The organism is Sphingomonas sp. KRR8, assembly GCF_023559245.1.
In the GTDB taxonomy this organism is placed as follows: Bacteria; Pseudomonadota; Alphaproteobacteria; order Sphingomonadales; family Sphingomonadaceae; genus Sphingomicrobium.
On the sequence record NZ_CP097462.1, the window covers coordinates 1,578,366 to 1,597,127 of the forward strand.

Here is an 18,762-nt window from a genome sequence, read left to right on the forward strand (position 1 = left end):
GGGCGGCGCAATCCAGGGTTTCTGCGGAGCCCACTGTTAAATTGTCCGCTCCCATCTATATCTGCGGGCATGACGGTTATCCTGGGGTGGGTTTCGCGCGCTCGCGGCCTTTTCGCTGACAACAAGAGCCCGTGGGGCCCGGTGTCGGGCCCCGGCGAGGGAGATCCGCCGCGCGAAGGCCCGCGGAGCCCCTGGTCGGAGCCGGAGCGCGGTGGTCGCAATGTCGGTAGCGGCGGTCCCACGACGAGCCTCGAGGATCTGCTTCGCCGCGGACGCGAGCGCTTTGGCGGCGGAGGTGGCGGCGGCAACTTCGGCGGACGCAGCGGCGGCGGGCTCGAATTGCCGAGCGGCGGACTGCTGTTCTGGGCCGGGCTCGCGCTGGTGGCGGCTTGGCTGGTGTTCACCAGTTTTCATAGCATTGCCCCCGAAGAGCGCGGGGTGGTCACCACTCTTGGCCGCTACAACCGGACCGTCGGCTCGGGCGTCGGGCTGACGCTGCCCTGGCCGCTCGAGAAGATGCAGAAGGTCGATGTGGAGAACATCCGCAACATCGATCTCGGCTCGGCCGGTTCCGAGACCCTGATGCTGACCGGCGACCAGAACATCATCGATATCGCTTATTCGGTTCGCTGGAACATCCGCGATCCCGAGCTCTACATCTTCAAGCTGCAGAACCCCGATGCGACGATCGAGCAGGTCGCGGAAAGTGCGATGCGCGCGGTGATCGGCACGGTGACGCTCAACGATTCGATCGGTCAGAAGCGCGGCGACATCGAAGCGCGGGTTCAGGAGGAGATGCAGCGCATCCTCGACCATTATCAGGCGGGCGTGACTATCCAGGGCGTCGCGATCAAGCAGGCAGACCCGCCGGCCGCCGTCAACGAAGCCTTCAAGGATGTGACGGCAGCCCAGCAGGAGGCGGCCAGCTACATCAACTCCGCCAACGCCTATGCGCTTCAGCTCCGCCAGAAGGCGCTGGGCGAGGCCGGTGCGTTCGACCGCATCTACGAGCAATATAAGCTGGCCCCCGAAGTGACCCGCCGCCGCATGTATTATGAGACGATGGAGAATGTCCTGGGCAAGGTCGACAAGACGATCATCGAGGCGCCGGGCGTCACGCCTTACCTGCCGCTGCCGTCGGCGGGATCGCGAACGCCGCCTGCTGTCCAGCAGGGCCAGGCTCCGCAGGGAGGCGCCAAGTGATCGGCGCCATCACCCGCCGCCCGATCCTGGCGGCGATGATCGCCCTGATCGTTCTCATCGCTTTGCGTCTGAGTGTGATCGTGGTGCCCGAGACCAAGATGGCGCTGATCGTCCGCTTTGGCGCGCCCAACCGGGTGCTCGGCCAGACCCAGGCGGGCATCAACTGGCGGCTGCCCTTCTTCGAGAACACGGTCTGGATCGACAAGCGGGTGCGCGATGTCGACATGGAACAGCAGCAGGTGCTCTCGACCGACCAGCTCCGGCTTCAGGTGGATGCCTTCGCCCGCTTCCGCGTCATCGATCCGCTGCGCCTTTATATCCGCGCGCGATCTGAGGACCGGGTCAGCCTGGCGCTTCGCCCGATCCTCGGCTCGGAACTGCGCAACGAGCTTGGCAAGCGCAGCTTCGCCAGCCTGCTTAGCCCTGAGCGTGAGGGCGCGATGGAGAATGTTCAGCGCGGCCTCAATCGAGTCGCGGGCCAGTATGGCGTGCAGATCATCGATGTTCGGATCAAGAAGACCGACCTGCCCGAAGGCTCGCCGCTGGAAAGCGCGTTCCAGCGGATGCGCACCGCGCGCGAGCAGGAGGCGCGCTCAATCCGGGCCGAGGGGGCCAAGCGCGCGCAGATCATCCGCGCCCAGGCCGACGCCCAAGCGGCGCAGACCTATGCCGGAAGCTTTGGTAAGGACCCGCAGTTCTACGATTTCTATCGGGCGATGCAGAGCTACCAGACCACGTTCCTGGGAGATGGCCAGACCAAGCCGGCCGGCACCCAGATCATCATGTCGCCCGACAATGAATTCCTGCGCCAATTCCGCGGCGGAGCGGGCCGCTAGTCGATTGTTCAATGGCCGTTCAGCCGCTTGACCTAGCAGCTTAAAACAAGGCCAATTCGTGAGGTGTTTGTAATGACGTCGCCGAAGGAGTTTCCCAAAGTGCGCTATGCCTATGGTGTCGCGGCAGCCCTGTTGATCGGGGGATCGGCGTTTTCGATCGCGACCGGACCAGTAGGAGCTCAGGTCGCTCAGAATGCGCCATCACAGATGGCGCCCCGTCCAGGTGCCCCCGCGTCGTTCGCCGACCTGACGGCCCGGCTTGCCCCGGCAGTGGTCAACATTTCGACCAAGCAGCGCGTGCCCGTGCAGCAGCAGGCCGCCGACCCCATGGCCGAATTGCTCCGCCGCTTCGGCGCCCCGGTGCCTGACCAGGGCGGCAGTGGTGGCAACCAGCCGCGCACCCGTGAGACGGGATCGCTCGGCTCCGGCTTCATCATCTCGCCGGACGGCTATGTCGTCACCAACAACCACCTTATCCAGGGTGAGGGCGGCAAAGGCGTCGTCGACCAGGTTTCGGTGAAAATGCCCGACGGGCGTGAATTTCCGGCTCGGATCGTCGGCCGGGACGTGCCGTCGGATCTCGCCCTTCTGAAGATCGAAGGCAGCAACCTGCCTTACGTGAACTGGGGCGACAGCACCCGCGCCCGGGTGGGCGACTGGGTCATCGCGATCGGCAACCCTTATGGCCTGGGCGGAACGGTCACGGCCGGAATCGTCTCCGCCTTGCATCGCGGGATCACTGGCGTTGGCGCTTACGACCGCTACATCCAGACCGACGCCAGCATCAACATGGGCAACAGCGGCGGCCCGATGTTCGACATGCAGGGCAATGTGATCGGCATCAACTCGGCGCTGATCAGCCCGACCGGGACCAATGTGGGCATCGGCCTCGCCATCCCGGCCGAGCTCGCACAGCCGGTCATCGAGAGCCTCCGCAAGGGCCAGGCCCCGCAGCGCGGCTACCTCGGTGTCGGCCTACAGCCGCTCGATGAGGGCATCGCGAGCAGCCTGGGTCTTCCCAAGGATCGTGGTGAACTGGTCCGTTCCGTGGTGCCCGGCGGCGCGGCGGCGAAGGCCGGCCTGCAGCAGGGTGACGTGGTCCTATCCGTGAATGGCCGTGCCGTGACTGCCGACGAGACGGTCAGCTATCTGATCGCCAACACCCAAGTCGGCGCACGCGTGCCGGTGGAGATCTTCCGCGGGGGCCGGCGCCAGACGGTGCAGGTCACCGTCGCCCAGCGGCCGAGCGAGGAGGAACTCGCCAAGCAGGCCAATGCGGGTGGCGGCGGCTTCAATGACCAGGGCACCACCAATGGCAACACGCAAGCGACGCCGGGCACCACTTCGCTTGGCTTGTCGCTGCAGGTGCTGACACCTGACATCGCCAGGGCAGTCAATCTGCCGGCGACGGCCCGCGGTGTGATCATCGCCAAGGTCGACCCCGACAGCGATGCCGCCGAGAAGGGCCTGCAGCGCGGCGATCTGATCATCTCCGTCAATCAGCAGGCGGTGACCACTCCGGCACAGATCGTGGCGCAGGTGGACGCCGCGCGGCGGGCCGGTCGGACCTCGGTCCTGCTGTTGGTCAAGCGCGGCGCGAACCCCGAGGCGTTCTTCGGGATCGATCTCGCCCGCTAGCGTCAGCTAGTCAGCCACGCTAGGCTCTCCGCCGTAACGACGACGGAGCAGCGCAGCGTGGCCGACGGTTCAACTTCTATCTTCATCGGCGCCGAGAGCGGCGGGGCCAATCCCCAGGCCCTCGAACTAAAGCGGGCGAACCGTCACGGGCTGATCGCCGGCGCGACCGGCACCGGCAAAACGGTCACGCTGCAGGGCATTGTCGAGGGCTTCAGCCGCTCGGGCGTTGCCTGCTTCGTCGCCGATGTGAAGGGCGACCTGTCCGGCCTTGCAATGGCCGGCTCCCCCCAGTCCAAGCTGCACGAGACCTTCGCCGCGCGGGCACAGGAAGTCGGCATGACCGACTGGCAATATGCCGACGTCCCCGTTCAGTTCTGGGACCTGTTTGGCGAGCAGGGCCACCCCGTCCGTACCACCGTCAGCGAAATGGGTCCGCTTCTCCTCGCACGGCTGATGAACCTCAATGAGGTGCAGGAAGGCGTGCTCAACATTGCCTTCACGGTCGCCGACAAGGACGGGCTGTTGCTGCTCGATCTGGACGACCTCCAGTCGATGTTGGTGCATTGCGGAGAGGACGCCGACCAGCTCACGCTCCAATATGGCAACGTCACCAAGCAGTCGATCGGCTCGATCCAGCGATCACTGCTGCAGTTGCGCTCCCAGGGCGGCGACCATTTCTTCGGGGAGCCGGCACTGGAGCTTGCCGACTTCATGGGCACGGACGATCAGGGTCGCGGCTTGGTCAACATCCTTGCCGCCGACAAACTGATGGCCTCGCCAAGGCTCTACGCGACCTTCCTGCTGTGGCTGCTAAGCGAGCTCTTCCAGGACTTGCCGGAGGTTGGCGACCCCGACAAACCCAAGCTCTGCTTCTTCTTCGACGAAGCGCACCTGCTGTTCGAGAATGCGCCGCCCGCGCTGCTGGAAAAGGTGGAGCAAGTGGTCAGGCTGATCCGCTCCAAGGGGGTGGGCGTCTATTTCATCACCCAGAATCCGATCGACATTCCCGACAAGGTGGCGGCGCAGCTCAACAATCGCGTTCAGCACAAGCTCAATGCCTTCACCCCGCGTGACCAGCAGGCCGTGCAGGCGGCGGCCAACACCTTCCGGCCCAATCCGAATGTCGATGTCGCGAGTGCGATCACGGAACTGAAGATCGGCGAGGCGCTGGTCTCATTGCTGCAACCGGACGGCTCACCCGAGCCGGTGCAGCGCGTCCTGATCAAGCCACCCTCGACCCGCGTTGGTCCGCTCACGCCGCAGGAGCGCGGAGTGATGCTCACCACCGACGCCATCGGTACCAAGTACGACCAGCTTGTCGATCGCGAATCGGCCGAGGAGATCCTGGCCGCCAAGTCCAACGAGGCAGCCGCGGCCGCCGCGGCAACCAAGGCGCAAGATGAAGCAGCCCGTCAGGCGGCGGTTCAGGCCAAGGAGCAGGCCCGGATCGATGCGCAGAATGCGCGGGCGGCCGCGGCGGCGCAGAAGGAGGAGGATCGCCAACGGCTGCAGGCCCAGCGTGAAGCCGACCGCCAAGCCCGCGAGGCCGCCAAGCCTACAGCTTTCGACAAGGCGATCCAGAGCGCGACCCGCTCCGCGGCGAGCTCCATCGGACGTCAATTGGGCAACCAGTTGCTCCGCGGCGTCCTCGGCGGCCTGTTCAAGGGCCGATAAAGCCCGCCGGAGCGTTGACAGCGTGACGCCCCCCCGCCAAGAGCGCCCCCGCGCCTCGTGGAGAGGTGGCCGAGTGGTTAAAGGCAGCAGACTGTAAATCTGCCCGCGCAAGCGTACGCTGGTTCGAATCCAGCCCTCTCCACCATTCCTGACCTGGTGAGCATTTTTCCTAGGTTAGCTGGGGCTACATCTGACATCATTACCCTAGTCATTTATCCACAAACCGAGTCGTGGGCTTGGCAGTGGGCTCATCATGAGTGACGCGTAGAAAGGAACTTGCGTGTATCAGCAGTTCGGGGACGGCTTGGTGTTGGAAGATGATCGCCCGGTCCAGGCGAGCGAAGAAGCGAAGATGGCCGCGGAGCGCATCAAGGCACTAAGCGCAGGTCAGCTCGAGGTGCTGAGACTGGTCGACCAGCACCTCAGCAGCAAAGAGATTGCCACCCTTCTCGGCATTTCGTCCCACACGGTCGATCAGCGTATCCGCACCGCCATCCGCCTTCTCGGCGTCAGTCGGCGGCAAGATGCCGCAAGGCTTGTGGCGCTGGCCGAGCCATATCAGCGGTTGATACATCAAGCGCCGTATATCGACCCAACCCCCGGACCCAGACATCAAGACGGGGCGATCAGTTTTCAGATTCGGCACGCTGATCGTGCAGTGGGGATCGGGGATGATGAAGTTCTCGAAACCGAGCAGGGGGCAACACAGCCCCGGTCCTCGCTGGTTCTGCCGTGGTCAACCAGGAACAATCCGCGCAATCAGATGAGCGTGGGCCAGCGACTGCTCTGGGTCCTTGCGATCGCCATGGGCGCCAGCTTCTCCGCGGGCATGTATCTCGCGGGGCTTGAAAGCCTCGCCAGACTAGTCGCGCGCTAGGCCTTACGCACCTCTCGATTGGCGCAGTTTCAACAAGACCGGGTGGCAGTGCTGCCCGGCGCGGAGAAGTCATGCGTAAACAACTTATCGAGCAATCCGCCCACGCCGTCGCCAGCCAGGTGCGTGCGGTAGAGGACAGTATCGAAGCCGCGTTGATGGAACTGGCCGAGCTCCAGTCCCGCCTGATCCGCGCCCGCTCCTGCACCGGAGTGGCGGTCTCCACGGGCCATGAGGCGCTTGAGGAAGTTGCCGGCGCGCTGAACGGCCTGGTCGCCGCTCGCGGCCGGATGGGGCAGGCTCACCTTGTTCTGCTCGACGCCAAGAACAAGATCCCCGGCCTGCGCACCGAGGCCTTCGGCGACGGCATGGAATGCCCGCCAAGCACGGCCCAGCTGCGCGCAGTCAGCTAAGCAAATCATTCCTGCAGTATCTCGAGAGGAGGCAGGCCGCGCTATCGGTCTGTCTCCTCTTCTTGTATGGCCGAGCGGCACCATGCTTCGTATCGCCTTATATTACGCGCTCGTGCTGGTGGCTGTTGCGGCAGCGTTCGCCCGCGGTGATCGCGAGACGCGGCTCGCGGCCGTTATCTCCCTCGCGGCTTCGCTGCTTTCGACGGCGCTGATGAACCTGCATAGCCAGATCGCCGTCAGCGTGGCGCTGATCGATATCGCCGTCCTTGCGGCGTTCGTTGGGCTGGCGCTGACCACCAGACGCTTCTGGCCGCTGTGGGTCGCGGGTCTGCAGCTTACGACAGTGTTGGGGCATGGCCTGCGGCTGCTTCAGCCCAACCTTGTCGACATCGCCTACGCGGCAGCGATGCGCTTCTGGTCCTATCCCATTCTCTTCATCCTGATCGCGGCGGCGTTGCGCAGCGAGCGCTATCGGCCGTCCTCTCCTGGCGTCGTGGCCTAGCCCTTGCCTCGGCTGCTCAGCTAAGAAGCGGCCGAATGACCGATCCACCCCCCCTCGTCCGTGCCCTGCTCGATGCGGCGGACGACCCGTCCCTGCTTATCGAGCGGCAGCGCACGGTGGCGGCGAATACCGCCGCGATCACCCTGTTCGGCGAGGCGATCGTCGGCCGTGACGTGCGCTTGGCTGTTCGCCAGCCCCAGGCTCTCTCGGCGATCCACGCTGGCCGCGCCGCCGAACTTGAAGTGAATGGCATCGGGGGATTCGAACGGACCTGGGGCCTTGTCGTCCGGCCAGTCGGCGAGGGGCTGCTGCTGGTACGTCTGTCGGACCGCTCGGCCTTGCGAGCAGCCGAAAAGACCAGGGTGGATTTCGTCGCCAACGCCAGTCACGAGCTACGCACGCCTCTCGCGACCATCATCGGTTACGCGGAAACGCTGGCCGATGAAGGCGAACTGCCTGAGGAACTTCGCCAGCGCTTCGCCGAATCAATCCACAGCGAAGCCCGCCGGATGTTGCGCATCGTCGGCGACCTGATGAGCCTCAGCCGAATCGAGTCGGAGCGTTTCAGCGTTCCGTCCGAGCAGGTCGACCTTCGGGAGGTCGCGCTCACCGCAGCAGTCAACGCTGGACCACTTGCCGAACAACGAGGCGCAACCGTGGAGGTCACTAGCGATGGCAACCGCCCGGTCGTGCTCGGCGATCATGCCCAGCTGCTCCAGTTGGCGGACAATCTTGTCGCCAACGCCATCCGATATGGCTGCCCGACTTCCGGCCGTTCGGTCGAGGTCGAGGTGAGCCAGCACGGACGCGAAGCGTTGTTTCGAGTCATCGATCATGGCGAGGGTATCGCCAGCAAGCACATCGCGCGCCTTACCGAGCGGTTCTACCGCGTCGACGCCGCGCGGAGCCGTGACAGCGGCGGGACCGGCCTTGGCCTGGCGATCGTCAAGCATATTGTCGAACGCCACCGCGGTCGTTTGCAGATCGACAGCGAGATCGGCCAGGGAACCGTCGTGTCCGTTCATCTGCCGCTTGCCTGAGAACGCTGTCATAAAAGCTTCACCGAACCGTCATGCTCAAGTGGCTTAGCCGTCGCTAGGGCGGCCCCAACAGGCCGCTGGTCTGCTGGTAAGGGATTCGAGGGCAACATGAAAAAGATCATCTGGGCACTGCCGGCCGCGGCGATGCTGGCCGCTTGCGGAAGCAACAGCGCGAATACCGCCTCGCAGATCAAGATTGTCGGTTCGTCGACCGTCTACCCGTTCACCACCGCCATGGCCGAGGCCTTTCAGAAGGCCAACCCGGGCACCAGCGTAATCGTCGAGTCGACCGGCACGGGCGCTGGCATGAAGCTGTTCTGCGCCGGAGTCGGCCAGAATTACCCGGATATCGTCGATGCTTCGCGCGCCATGAAGCGCAGCGAGTATGACAACTGCGCCAAGGCCGGCGCCAAGCAGATCATCGAGGTGCCGATCGGCATCGATGGGCTCACCCTGATCGAATCGAACAAGGCACAGCCGCTCAAGCTCACGGTTGCCGACATCTACAAGGCACTGGCCGCCAACCCATTCGGCAAGGGGCCGAACAAGGCGCAGACGTGGCGCGACGTGAACCCGGCGCTTCCGCCGGTGAAGATCCGAGTGCTCGGACCGCCGCCGACCAGCGGCACGCGCGACAGCCTGGCCGACCTCATCCTCACCAAGGGTTGCGAAAGCGATCCGGCGATGGTCGCCCTGAAGAAGAGCGACGAGCCGCGCCACAAGGACGTCTGCACGAAGATTCGTGAGGACGGAGCCTACGTGGAGGCCGGTGAGAACGACAATTTGCTAGTGCAGAAGGTCGAGGCGGATAGCGGCACGCTGGGCGTACTCGGCTACAGCTACCTCGAACAGAATGCCGACAAGATCCGGCCGGTCGAGCTGGGCGGCGTTCTGCCGACGGAAGAGACCATCCAGAGCCTGAGCTACCCGGGCGCCCGCAAGCTGTACCTCTATGTGAAGGGGGAGCATGTGGCCGCAAAGCCGGCCATCGCCAAGTTCCTTGCGCTCTATTCCCAGAACTGGGGCAAGGGTGGTCTGCTGGAGAAGCGCGGCCTGGTGCCGTTCGCTGCTGCCGATGCCAGTGCGGCGACGGCGCAGGCGGCGGCGCTCAAGCCGCTCGATCCCGCGACCCTCAAGTAAGCGCGGCGGAAAGGAAACAACGGCGCCATGAGCGTGCTCCTGGCACTGTTGCTGGTCCTCGCCGTCGCCGCGGCTGCCGCAACGCTTGCCCGCTCACGGGCAAGCGCCCTGCGCGGAGTGGGCAGCGGGCGCAGTCGCCTGAACAGCCTGCCAGGTTACCACGCCGGCTTCGCATTTCTCTGGGCGGCAGTCCCCGCGCTCCTGTTCCTGGCAGTCTGGGCACCCCTTCTGAGCAAGCTCGTCAATCAGGCGGTGCTGTCGAGCCCAGCAGGACGGCAGCTTCCGGACTTCGACCTTGCTCGTAACAACGTCCTGAACGAAGCCTATCAGCTGGCCACCGGGCAGATCGCCTCCGCCATGAGCCCGCAGGCAGCAGCGATTGCACCGGTCTACCATGAGGCGCTGACCCGCTATGCGCTGATCGGCTGCGGCTTTGCGCTGCTGCTGGCACTCGCCGGCGCGGGCTGGGCCGTGACCCGGATCCGGCCCAGTCTGCGCGCTCGTGCGGGGGTCGAGAAATGGCTTATGGGCCTGTTGGTCGCAGCCTCGCTGATCGCGATCCTCACGACCCTCGGGATTGTGCTCTCGCTGCTGTTCGAGAGCTTGCGTTTCTTCTCCAAGGTTTCGGTCACCGAATTCCTGTTCGGGACCACTTGGTCGCCGCAGACCGCCATACGCGCCGACCAGGCCGGTTCCTCGGGTGCGTTCGGGTCCATTCCCCTCTTCTGGGGAACAGTGTTCATCGGCGCGGTGATCGCCATGATCGTGGCTATCCCGCTCGGTCTGATGAGCGCCATCTACCTTACCCAATATGCGGCGCCCAAGGTGCGGAAGGTGTTGAAGCCCGTGCTGGAGATCCTCGCCGGCGTTCCCACTGTCGTCTATGGTTATTTCGCCGCACTGACCGTGGCGCCGCTGGTGCGCGACTTTGGCGTGATGATCGGCCTCAGCAACGCGAGCAGCGAAAGCGCGCTCGCGGCGGGACTGGTGATGGGCATCATGATCATTCCCTTCGTGAGCTCGATGGCCGATGACAGCATTGCGGCTGTCCCGCAGGCGATGCGCGACGGCAGCCTGGCGATGGGCGCGACCCGGTCGGAGACCATCCGCAAGGTGATCCTCCCGGCGGCGCTGCCTGGAGTGGTCGGCGGTGTGCTGCTGGCTGTCAGCCGGGCGATTGGCGAGACGATGATAGTGGTGATGGCGGCGGGCCTTTCCGCCAATCTCACCGCCAATCCGTTCAGCAGTGTCACCACCGTGACCACTCAGATCGTTCAGCTGCTGACCGGCGATCAGGAGTTCGACAGCGCCAAGACCCTCGCGGCGTTCGCGCTTGGGCTGGTGCTGTTCATCGTCACCCTGCTCCTTAATCTCATCGCGCTGACGGTCGTGCGCCGGTATCGGGAAGCTTATGAGTAAGTCGTCCTCCGAAAGCCGCTGGGCCAGCCCAGCAATGAAGCAGCGTGTGGCCCGGCGCTATGCGGCGGAGCGGCGCTTTCGCCTGCTCGGACTGGCGACCATCTTGCTGAGCCTCGGCTTCCTCGCGTTTCTGCTGATCACCATGACGGTCAAGGGCATCGGCGGGTTCAGCGGGACTTTCCTCACCGCCTCGGACGCGACCGACCCGAGCGAGGTGGGCGTGTGGGGTGCGCTTAGCGGGAGCTTCTTCACCATCATCGTGACCATGGCGCTGGCCTTCCCGGTTGGCGTGCTGGCCGCCGTCTACCTGGAGGAGTTCGCCGAGCGGAACCGCTGGAACGACCTGGTTGAAGTGTCGATCAACAATCTGGCGGCGGTGCCCTCCATCATCTTTGGCCTGCTCGGCCTGGCGGTGTTTCTGAACGTCATGGACCTGCCGCGCTCCGCCCCGCTGGTCGGCGGCCTGACGCTTGCCCTCATGACCATGCCGGTAATCGTCATCGCCGGACGCAACGCAATCAAGGCGGTTCCGCCGTCGATCCGCGACGCAGCGCTGGGCGTCGGCGCAAGCAAGATGCAGGTGGTGTTCCACCATGTCTTACCGCTGGCGCTGCCGGGAATCATGACCGGCACCATCATCGGCATGGCCCGCGCGCTCGGCGAAACCGCGCCGCTGCTGATGATCGGAATGCGCGCGTTCATCGCGTCTCCGCCGCATGGGATCACCGATCCGGCGACTGTTCTTCCGGTTCAGATCTTCCTCTGGTCGGACGAGGTCGACCGCGCGTTCGTGCAGAAAACCAGCGCCGCCATCATCGTGCTGCTGATCTTCATGCTGCTGATGAACGGACTGGCTATTTATCTCCGCAACAAGTTCGAACGACGCTGGTAGGTTTGATGGTGATGACCAAGGAACAGACGCCGATCACGCCGACCACGCCGGTGCCCTTTCCCTCGACCGCGATCGCAGCGGAAGCCGAGCACGAGACGGTGGTCGACGGCCCCCGCCAGCCCGAGCCCGCTCCGCACCTCGACGATGCGGTGGCAGCCAATCCAAGCGCCGCCGAGCCTGACGGACAGCGTACGCCCAAGATGCAGGCTGACGGCGTCAGCGTCTTCTATGGCGAGAAGCAGGCATTGAAGTCGGTCTCGATCACGGTCCACGACGACAAAGTCACCGCCTTCATCGGCCCGTCGGGCTGCGGCAAGTCGACCTTCCTGCGCTGCCTCAACCGGATGAACGACACGATCGCCGGCGCGCGCGTGACCGGCCACATCAGCCTGGACGGCGAGGACATCAACTCGCCCGACATGGACGTGGTCCAGCTGCGCGCACGCGTCGGAATGGTGTTCCAGAAGCCAAACCCGTTCCCCAAGTCGATCTTCGAGAATGTCGCCTACGGGCCGCGTATTCACGGCCTTGCGCCGACCAGGACCGACCTTGACGCCATTGTCGAGAGCAGCCTTCGGCGCGCGGGACTGTGGGACGAGGTCAAGGACCGTCTGACCGAGAGCGGCACCGCCTTGTCGGGCGGGCAGCAGCAGCGGCTGTGCATTGCGCGGGCCATCGCGGTCGATCCCGAAGTCATCTTGATGGACGAGCCATGCTCTGCCCTCGACCCGATCGCCACCGCCAAGATCGAGGAGCTGATCCACGAGTTGCGCGGTCGCTATGCGATCGCGATCGTCACCCATAACATGCAGCAGGCGGCGCGGGTCAGCCAGCGGACCGCCTTCTTCCACCTCGGCGAGCTGGTCGAATATGGCAAGACCAGCGACATCTTCACCAACCCGCGCGAGCAGCGCACCCAGGATTACATCACCGGCCGCTACGGCTGAGTGGGAGCATAGACACATGATGGCGACCCAAGGACATACGCTCAAGGCGTTCGACGAGGATCTGGACCGGCTGCGCGCGCTCATCAGCGAGATGGGTGGGCTTGCGGAACATGGCATCATCGAGGCGATGCGCTGCCTGACGGAGCGCGACCTCGACGGTGCGCACGCGGTCATCGAGGACGACAAGAAGATCGACGCGCTGGAGGTCGAGACCGAGAAGCGCGTCATCCGGCTCATCGCCCTTCGTGCGCCGATGGCCGGTGACCTTCGGGACGTCGTCGCGGCCTTAAAGATCTCGGGCGTGGTCGAGCGGATCGGCGACTATGCCAAGAACATCGCCAAGCGCGTTCCGCTGCTGGAAGATGTGCGCAAGATCGAGCCATTGTCGCTGCTGCCCGAAATGGCGCGGATTGCGACCCAGATGGTGCACGATGTGCTGAACGCCTTCGTTAACCGTGACGCGGAGGCTGCCGTTCGGGTCTGCGCCCGCGACAAGGCGGTCGACGATTTCTACGACAGCATCTTTCGGACGCTGCTGACGCACATGATGGAAAACCCGCACACCATCGGCCAGGCGGCGCACCTACTGTTCGTCGCCAAGAACTTGGAGCGGGTGGGCGACCACGCGACCAACATTGCAGAGATGGTCTATTACGCGGCAACGGGGGAACATATGGAGCAGCGCGCCAAGGGCGGCGAAGGATTGGCGCACTCGTGAACGCCAAGCGGCTGCTGCTGGTCGAGGACGACCGCAACCTGGCCGAGCTGATCGGCTTCCACTTCGAACGGGCGAGATTCACCATCACCCGCACCGGCGACGGCGAGGAAGCGCTGATCCTGGCCGAAGAGACCCGGCCGGACATCATCATCCTCGACTGGATGATCGAAGGCATCAGCGGGATCGAGGTGTGCCGCCGGCTCCGACGTCGCCAGTCGACCGCGCACCTGCCGATCATCATGCTGACCGCCCGCGGCGAGGAAGACGATCGCATCCGCGGACTGGAGACCGGCGCCGACGATTACCTGACGAAACCGTTCAGTCCGAAAGAGCTGGTGGCGCGGGCGTCGGCGGTGCTGCGCCGAGTGCGGCCCGCGCTCGCGGCCGAGCAGCTCGACTATTCCGGGCTGGAGATGGACCTTACCGCCCACCGGGTCCGCCGCGACGGCAAGCCGGTATCGGTCGGGCCGACCGAGTACCGCCTACTTCGTCATTTCCTCGAGAATCCCGGCCGGGTCTTCTCGCGCCAGCAATTGCTTGAGACGGTATGGCCGCACAGCGAGGAGATCGAGCTGCGCACGGTGGACGTGCATATTCGCCGACTGCGGCTGGCGCTGGGTGATCCCGACCTCATTCGCACGGTGCGCAGCGCCGGCTACGCGCTTGACGCGGAGGGCGTCGCCTAAGCAAGAGGCGGAATGACCCGCCGCAAGAAATCGCATCAAAGCCACGGCAGTGCCAACCGTCCTCGCCTGTGGGGCAAGCATGCCGTCGCCGCCGCTCTCGACAACCCCGAGCGCAAGGTCCTGAAAGCCTGGGCGACCCGCGAGACAGCCGCCTTCATGCAGTTCCCGTCGGACCTGCCCCTGGTCTACGCTGAAGGGCCGGACATGGGCCGTCTGGTGCCGAACGACGCGCCGCATCAGGGGGTGGTGATCGAGGTCGAGCCGCTGGAGGACATATGGCTTGGCGACATCCTGAGCCAGGCGGACGAGAAAGCAATCCTCCTCGTCCTCGACCAGGTTACCGATCCGCACAATGTCGGTGCGATCCTGCGCTCGGCGGCTGCGTTCGGGGCGATCGGAATCGTCACGCAGGACCGGCATTCCCCGTCCGAGAGCGGGGTGCTGGCCAAGGCCGCGAGCGGCGCGCTGGAGCGGATGCCGTGGGCTCGGGTGGTGAACCTGGCCCGGGCACTCGAGGAGATTGCCGAGGCGGGCTTCTGGCGGATCGGCCTGGCCGGTGAGGCGACCACCGACCTCAAGGATGCGCTTGGGCCCCAGCGGGTCGCGCTGGTGCTTGGCGCGGAAGGACCCGGGATGCGGAGCAACACGCGGGAGCATTGCGACGCGCTGGCTCGGCTGCCGATCAGCGGCGCGGTGGAGAGCCTGAACGTCTCCAACGCGGCGGCGGTGGCGCTTTATGCCGCCAGTGTCGCCTGATGGTCCGCACGCGCGAAAGCCTGAGCAAGGCGATCGACCATCTGCGATCGACCGAGCCGGCCTTCGATGACGTGATCGCGCGGTTGGGTCCGCCCGAGCCGCGGAACTCCGAGCCGGGGGTCACGACGCTGCTTCGCACCATCGTCGGCCAGCAGGTCAGCGTCTCTGCCGCACGCTCGATGTGGAACAAGCTGGTGGCGCTGCACGGTGATCCGCCGTCGCTCGCCACCATCATGGCGGCGAATGACGACGAGCTGCGCCTGGCGGGGCTGTCGCGGCAGAAGGCCGGTTATGCCCGAAGCCTGGCCGGGCTGGTCCTGTCAGGCGAGCTCGACCTCGCCAACCTGCCGGCCGACGACGAGGAAGCGATCGCGCTGCTGACCCGGATCAAAGGCATCGGACGCTGGTCGGCGGAAATCTATCTGCTGTTCGCGGAAGGGCGGGCCGACGCATTCCCCGCCGGCGACCTTGCGGTGCAGGTCGCGCTCGGCAAGCTGCTGGGCCATGAGGAGCGGCCGTCCGAGAAGCGGTTGCGCGACCTCGCGGAGCCGTGGCGGCCCTATCGAGGGGCGGCGGCGGTGCTTGCCTGGCACCATTACAACAGCGACGTGCTTTAGCCCCAAATTCACGGAAAGTTTACTGGCGCATGGCTCGTCAATGTACCATCATTGACCTCCCGCAACAAAGGAGGGCGACGTGGCGCACAAGTTCGAGATTCTGAGGGACAAGAAGGGCGAGTATCGGGTCCGTTTCAAGCACAACAGCGAAGTGATGTTCGCCTCGGAGGGTTATAGCAGCAAGGCCTCCGCGACCAACGCGATCGAATCTCTCCGCAAGAACGCACCCGGCGCTCCGGTCGAGGACAATTGCTGACCTGAAGGCCTAGCGGCGCACCTGTTCCGGCAGCCGCCGCAGGCCCAGGCGACTGAAGCCCTTGGCACCCTGATCGGTGGGAAACGGCGCAAGCTTCTCGGGGTCTGCGCCCGCCCGCCCGGCGAGGAACGCCGCCGACGTCCGGCCGCGCGACGAACCGGCCTTGTAGCCGGCGTTGAGCGCGATGATCGGCACGACGACCTTGCCGTCGGCGACCGCATATTCCTGGAATGCGCCTCGCGGCATCGTGAGCGTTGCCGCAAGCGCCATCTGGCCCATGGGCGCGACTGTGTCCTTGGCGAAACCGTCAGCATCGGGCCGGGCGAAGAAGGCGGTAAGCTCCTTGCCCTGCTCGGGACCGGCATTGATCAGCAAGGCTTCCACCGCGATCTCGCGCGCCGGGGCGCTGCCGCTGTTGGCGATCAGGATCTCGACCTCGAGCCGAAGCTCGTCCTCCGTGATGGCGGCGACCCGAATTCCGAGCTCCAGGTCAAGCCAGGCGCGCAGGCGTGAGCTGACCAGGCCGACGCTAGGCGCGCGGACGGGTGCCTCGGGCTGAGGGGCAGGCGCAGGCGTAGGCGTAGGCGTAGGCGCCGGTGCGGGACGAGCGGTCGGTGCGGGTTCGGTGATGGCGCCCGCCGGCGCGCCAGCGAAGGCGAGCTGACCGAAGCCGGTGTCTTCAACGCCGGCACGGCGGCGGCGCGGCCACCACCAGGCCAGTGCTGCGCCAGCGATGACTAGTCCAAGAAGGGGCAGCAGCAGCTTGCTCCAGCCACTGTCGGACCCCTCGCTTGCAGCAGGCGCCGACACGGACGGTGTCGGCTCGTACTGGGTCGGCGGCGCTTCCGGCGCGGCGGTCGCTGGCGGCAGGACCAGCGGCGCGGACCCGGACGAGGCTTGGGTCGAAGTGGTCGACGAGGTGGGAGCCTCGGCTTGCGGAAGCGGCACGCTGACCGTGTTGGCCGGGCGGCTGGGCGAGGACGAAGTCTGCGCGGAAGGGACCGACTGGCGCGGGGCGGTGGCAGTCGGCGCCGGCGCCGGCGCGCGGCTGGCAGGCGGAAGCGTGGTGGTGGTGACCGGCGCCGAACCGCTGGGCGTGGTCGCGGCGGGAGCGTCCTGCTGAGTTGGCTGCTCGCGAGTGCCAGGCAGCGCGAAGTCGCGCAGCTGCTCCGGCCCGACGGTATCCGCGCGGGACGGTGGCGGCGGCGCGACCACGTTGCTTTGCGCCGTGACAACGGACGCAAGGCCACTCAGCAGCAGGAACAGGAACAGGCGACGGACGCCGGACACGGGCAACTTGGAACAACCTTGCAAGTGGGTCGCCGGAACCCCCACGGACGCCCCCGCGTCCGGGCCGGCGGATCAGCGGCGCCTAATGCCCGCTAATCCGCCGTCAGACAAGCGCGCGCAGCCGTCAGCGGGCGTCGACCAGCACCAGCTCGGCGTCTTCCTCGGCGGTGATGGTCACACGGGCCTCGCCGGTGATCGCCACGCCGTCACGCGGACTGGCGGCCACGTCGTTGACCCGCACCTTGCCCGACGGGACCAAGTAGAGGTGACGAGCGGAGTCGGCCTCCAGCTCGATCGTGCTTCCAGCGCTGAGCGTCGTTCCGAGGATCTTTGCGTCGGCGTTGATGGTGAGCACGCCGTCATCGGCGTTGCCGCTGGCGAGAAGCTGGAAATTGCCGGCGCGGGCGTCCTTCGGAAAGGGCATGGCACCCCAGCTTGGCGGCGCTGACTTGCGGTCCGTCTCGATCCAGATCTGGAACAGAGTCGTCGGCTCCTGTTCCAGGTTGTATTCGGCGTGAGTGACGCCCGTGCCCGCGCTCATCACCTGCACGTCACCAGCGCCGGTGCGACCCTTGTTGCCCATCGAGTCCTGGTGCGTGATCGCGCCAGTGCGGACGTAGGTGACGATTTCCATGTCCTTGTGCGGGTGCGGCGGGAAGCCGCTCTGGGCGGCGATCCAGTCGTCGTTCCACACGCGGATCGCGCCCCAGCCCATGCGGGCGGGGTCGTAATAGTTCGCGAAGGAGAAGTGGTGGTGGGCGTCGAGCCAGCCGTGATTGGCGTGGCCGAGCGAGCTGAAGGGGCGAATGTCGATCATGTCCGCCAAGGTGGGCAAGGCGGAGCCCGCCGCCAAGTGTCAGGCTTGTGACCTAGCGGACTTGACTGAGGCCCGCCGCGTAAACGGCCGCTTTCTGCGCGTAATGAGCAGCCGAGCCCGCCAGCATGGCGAGTTCGGCGTCGGTCAGCGGACGGACGGCGCGCGCCGGTGAGCCGACAATCAGCATGGCGGGCTCGAAGGTCTTGCCCTCGGTCACCAGTGCACCAGCGCCGACGAGGCAGCGTTCGCCGACCAGCGCGTGGTTGAGCACCCTCGCCCCCATCCCGATCAGCGCGCCGGCCCCAATAGTACAGCCATGCAGGATCGCCTGGTGCCCGATCGTGACGCCCCGCCCGATGGTGAGCGGTGCACCGGGATCGGAATGGCAGACAGCGCCATCCTGGATATTGCTTTCCTCACCCAGTATGATCGGCGTGTTGTCGGCGCGGATCACGGCCCCGAACCAGACGCTGGCGCGTGCTCCGAGGCGGACGTCGCCGATCAGGTCGGCGGATGGCGCGACCCAGGCGTCGGAGGCAAGCTGCGGGGCGACATCGTCGAGAGCATAGAGCGGCATGGGCCCTGCTTAGCGCGAGGTCGCATCGCCGTCATCCGTCCCGAACTCGGACGGCCCCGACTCCGCGCTGTGGAAATCGGCAGAGTTCCGGCATTTCAGAAACCAGTAAGCCGAGTCTGACGGGGTCAAATCATGGAACAAGAGGAACATCGGCGCGGGCTTCGTGAGCCGCTGCCCGCGCACGTCTATTTCCGCAAGCCTAGGGAGATGGCCTATGAGGTTCCGCTCCAGGACCTGTCGCAGCATGGCTGCCGGATCGCACTTCGCGAACGGGTGCAGGACGGGCAGCTGCTGTGGATCACCGTGCCCGGCATCGAACCGCTACTAAGCTGGGTTCGCTGGCACGAGGAGTGGGATGCGGGCCTCGAATTCGAGAAGCCGATGCATGTCGCGGTGTTCGACCATGTCTCGGCGCAGCTGAAGCAGGCGGCCTGACAATCTTATTCTCGGCGGCTGGACGCGGCCGG

20 protein-coding genes, 1 tRNA gene and 1 pseudogene are annotated in these 18,762 nt (G+C 65.7%); 19 read left to right on the forward strand and 3 right to left on the reverse strand.

The genetic code is table 11. From position 1 onward, the window contains the following. The first annotated feature begins 69 nt into the window (after positions 1 to 69). From hflK to M8312_RS08045, 18 genes and pseudogenes are all read left to right on the forward strand, one after another. On the forward strand, positions 70 to 1,203 hold the full coding sequence (gene hflK, locus M8312_RS07960; protein ID WP_250117187.1) for an FtsH protease activity modulator HflK: 1,134 nt from the start codon (positions 70 to 72) through the stop codon (positions 1,201 to 1,203). Next, the gene (gene hflC, locus M8312_RS07965) at positions 1,203 to 2,039 is read left to right on the forward strand and encodes a protease modulator HflC (RefSeq protein WP_250119738.1); all 837 of its coding nucleotides are present in this window, start codon (positions 1,203 to 1,205) and stop codon (positions 2,037 to 2,039) included. Before hflK ends, hflC begins: the two co-directional genes overlap by 1 nt. A gap of 72 nt (positions 2,040 to 2,111) precedes the next feature. After that, positions 2,112 to 3,677, forward strand: coding sequence for a Do family serine endopeptidase (locus M8312_RS07970; protein ID WP_250117188.1), 1,566 nt, complete (start codon positions 2,112 to 2,114; stop codon positions 3,675 to 3,677). 36 nt (positions 3,678 to 3,713) lie between these two features. Continuing rightward, positions 3,714 to 5,351: pseudogene (locus tag M8312_RS07975) on the forward strand (helicase HerA-like domain-containing protein); the annotation flags it as partial. 59 nt (positions 5,352 to 5,410) lie between these two features. Continuing rightward, positions 5,411 to 5,496 (forward strand) — tRNA-Tyr (locus M8312_RS07980). A 135-nt stretch (positions 5,497 to 5,631) separates the two neighbouring features. After that, positions 5,632 to 6,228, forward strand: coding sequence for a helix-turn-helix domain-containing protein (locus tag M8312_RS07985; RefSeq protein WP_250117190.1), 597 nt, complete (start codon positions 5,632 to 5,634; stop codon positions 6,226 to 6,228). A gap of 71 nt (positions 6,229 to 6,299) precedes the next feature. After that, positions 6,300 to 6,638: a hypothetical protein gene (locus M8312_RS07990; RefSeq protein ID WP_250117191.1), complete on the forward strand. Its 339-nt coding sequence runs from the start codon at positions 6,300 to 6,302 to the stop codon at positions 6,636 to 6,638. 82 nt (positions 6,639 to 6,720) lie between these two features. After that, positions 6,721 to 7,140, forward strand: coding sequence for a hypothetical protein (locus M8312_RS07995; protein ID WP_250117192.1), 420 nt, complete (start codon positions 6,721 to 6,723; stop codon positions 7,138 to 7,140). Positions 7,141 to 7,175: 35 nt separating this feature from the next. Continuing rightward, on the forward strand, positions 7,176 to 8,180 hold the full coding sequence (locus tag M8312_RS08000; protein ID WP_250117193.1) for a sensor histidine kinase: 1,005 nt from the start codon (positions 7,176 to 7,178) through the stop codon (positions 8,178 to 8,180). A gap of 108 nt (positions 8,181 to 8,288) precedes the next feature. Next, positions 8,289 to 9,320 (forward strand): substrate-binding domain-containing protein, encoded by a 1,032-nt coding sequence (locus M8312_RS08005; RefSeq protein WP_250117194.1) that lies wholly within the window; start codon positions 8,289 to 8,291, stop codon positions 9,318 to 9,320. Between the two features lie 27 nt (positions 9,321 to 9,347). Continuing rightward, the gene (gene pstC / locus M8312_RS08010; protein WP_250117195.1) at positions 9,348 to 10,739 is read left to right on the forward strand and encodes a phosphate ABC transporter permease subunit PstC; all 1,392 of its coding nucleotides are present in this window, start codon (positions 9,348 to 9,350) and stop codon (positions 10,737 to 10,739) included. A gap of 34 nt (positions 10,740 to 10,773) precedes the next feature. Continuing rightward, a complete protein-coding gene (pstA, locus tag M8312_RS08015; RefSeq protein ID WP_250117196.1) occupies positions 10,774 to 11,631 on the forward strand; it encodes a phosphate ABC transporter permease PstA in 858 nt (285 codons plus the stop codon). Between the two features lie 200 nt (positions 11,632 to 11,831). Beyond that, positions 11,832 to 12,578, forward strand: a complete 747-nt coding sequence (gene pstB, locus M8312_RS08020; protein WP_250119739.1) for a phosphate ABC transporter ATP-binding protein PstB — start codon at positions 11,832 to 11,834, stop codon at positions 12,576 to 12,578. A 19-nt stretch (positions 12,579 to 12,597) separates the two neighbouring features. Continuing rightward, on the forward strand, positions 12,598 to 13,296 hold the full coding sequence (phoU, locus tag M8312_RS08025; RefSeq protein ID WP_250119740.1) for a phosphate signaling complex protein PhoU: 699 nt from the start codon (positions 12,598 to 12,600) through the stop codon (positions 13,294 to 13,296). Beyond that, positions 13,293 to 13,982, forward strand: a complete 690-nt coding sequence (gene phoB, locus M8312_RS08030) for a phosphate regulon transcriptional regulator PhoB (RefSeq protein ID WP_250117197.1) — start codon at positions 13,293 to 13,295, stop codon at positions 13,980 to 13,982. The genes phoU and phoB overlap by 4 nt, the downstream gene beginning before the upstream one ends. A gap of 12 nt (positions 13,983 to 13,994) precedes the next feature. Further along, positions 13,995 to 14,738, forward strand: a complete 744-nt coding sequence (gene rlmB / locus M8312_RS08035; protein WP_250117198.1) for a 23S rRNA (guanosine(2251)-2'-O)-methyltransferase RlmB — start codon at positions 13,995 to 13,997, stop codon at positions 14,736 to 14,738. Beyond that, complete coding sequence (locus tag M8312_RS08040; protein WP_250117199.1) at positions 14,738 to 15,355, forward strand: DNA-3-methyladenine glycosylase family protein; 618 nt, start codon at positions 14,738 to 14,740, stop codon at positions 15,353 to 15,355. The genes rlmB and M8312_RS08040 overlap by 1 nt, the downstream gene beginning before the upstream one ends. Before the next feature lie 79 nt (positions 15,356 to 15,434). Continuing rightward, a complete protein-coding gene (locus M8312_RS08045) occupies positions 15,435 to 15,611 on the forward strand; it encodes a YegP family protein (protein ID WP_250117200.1) in 177 nt (58 codons plus the stop codon). Positions 15,612 to 15,620: 9 nt separating this feature from the next. Here M8312_RS08045 and M8312_RS08050 read toward each other — a convergent pair whose 3' ends face one another. From M8312_RS08050 to M8312_RS08060, 3 genes are all read right to left on the reverse strand, one after another. Then, positions 15,621 to 16,901: a hypothetical protein gene (locus M8312_RS08050; RefSeq protein ID WP_250117201.1), complete on the reverse strand. Its 1,281-nt coding sequence runs from the start codon at positions 16,899 to 16,901 to the stop codon at positions 15,621 to 15,623. A 124-nt stretch (positions 16,902 to 17,025) separates the two neighbouring features. Beyond that, positions 17,026 to 17,718: a pirin family protein gene (locus M8312_RS08055; protein WP_250117202.1), complete on the reverse strand. Its 693-nt coding sequence runs from the start codon at positions 17,716 to 17,718 to the stop codon at positions 17,026 to 17,028. A gap of 52 nt (positions 17,719 to 17,770) precedes the next feature. Beyond that, on the reverse strand, positions 17,771 to 18,295 hold the full coding sequence (locus tag M8312_RS08060) for a gamma carbonic anhydrase family protein (RefSeq protein WP_250117203.1): 525 nt from the start codon (positions 18,293 to 18,295) through the stop codon (positions 17,771 to 17,773). Positions 18,296 to 18,427: 132 nt separating this feature from the next. On the opposite strand from M8312_RS08060, the gene M8312_RS08065 reads away from it, so the two are divergent. Beyond that, complete coding sequence (locus tag M8312_RS08065; protein WP_250117204.1) at positions 18,428 to 18,730, forward strand: PilZ domain-containing protein; 303 nt, start codon at positions 18,428 to 18,430, stop codon at positions 18,728 to 18,730. Positions 18,731 to 18,762 lie beyond the last annotated feature (32 nt).

Excerpts from the sequence above, each read along its gene's own strand:
- hflK (WP_250117187.1), top strand. The coding sequence starts at position 70 with ATGACGGTTATCCTGGGGTGGGTTTCGCGCGCTCGCGGCCTTTTCGCT.
- M8312_RS07970 (WP_250117188.1), top strand. The coding sequence starts at position 2,112 with ATGACGTCGCCGAAGGAGTTTCCCAAAGTGCGCTATGCCTATGGTGTC.
- M8312_RS07990 (WP_250117191.1), top strand. The coding sequence starts at position 6,300 with ATGCGTAAACAACTTATCGAGCAATCCGCCCACGCCGTCGCCAGCCAG.
- M8312_RS07995 (WP_250117192.1), top strand. The coding sequence starts at position 6,721 with ATGCTTCGTATCGCCTTATATTACGCGCTCGTGCTGGTGGCTGTTGCG.
- M8312_RS08000 (WP_250117193.1), top strand. The coding sequence starts at position 7,176 with ATGACCGATCCACCCCCCCTCGTCCGTGCCCTGCTCGATGCGGCGGAC.
- M8312_RS08005 (WP_250117194.1), top strand. The coding sequence starts at position 8,289 with ATGAAAAAGATCATCTGGGCACTGCCGGCCGCGGCGATGCTGGCCGCT.
- pstC (WP_250117195.1), top strand. The coding sequence starts at position 9,348 with ATGAGCGTGCTCCTGGCACTGTTGCTGGTCCTCGCCGTCGCCGCGGCT.
- pstA (WP_250117196.1), top strand. The coding sequence starts at position 10,774 with ATGAAGCAGCGTGTGGCCCGGCGCTATGCGGCGGAGCGGCGCTTTCGC.
- pstB (WP_250119739.1), top strand. The coding sequence starts at position 11,832 with ATGCAGGCTGACGGCGTCAGCGTCTTCTATGGCGAGAAGCAGGCATTG.
- phoU (WP_250119740.1), top strand. The coding sequence starts at position 12,598 with ATGGCGACCCAAGGACATACGCTCAAGGCGTTCGACGAGGATCTGGAC.
- rlmB (WP_250117198.1), top strand. The coding sequence starts at position 13,995 with ATGACCCGCCGCAAGAAATCGCATCAAAGCCACGGCAGTGCCAACCGT.
- M8312_RS08040 (WP_250117199.1), top strand. The coding sequence starts at position 14,738 with ATGGTCCGCACGCGCGAAAGCCTGAGCAAGGCGATCGACCATCTGCGA.
- M8312_RS08055 (WP_250117202.1), bottom strand. The coding sequence starts at position 17,718 with ATGATCGACATTCGCCCCTTCAGCTCGCTCGGCCACGCCAATCACGGC.
- M8312_RS08060 (WP_250117203.1), bottom strand. The coding sequence starts at position 18,295 with ATGCCGCTCTATGCTCTCGACGATGTCGCCCCGCAGCTTGCCTCCGAC.
- M8312_RS08065 (WP_250117204.1), top strand. The coding sequence starts at position 18,428 with ATGGAACAAGAGGAACATCGGCGCGGGCTTCGTGAGCCGCTGCCCGCG.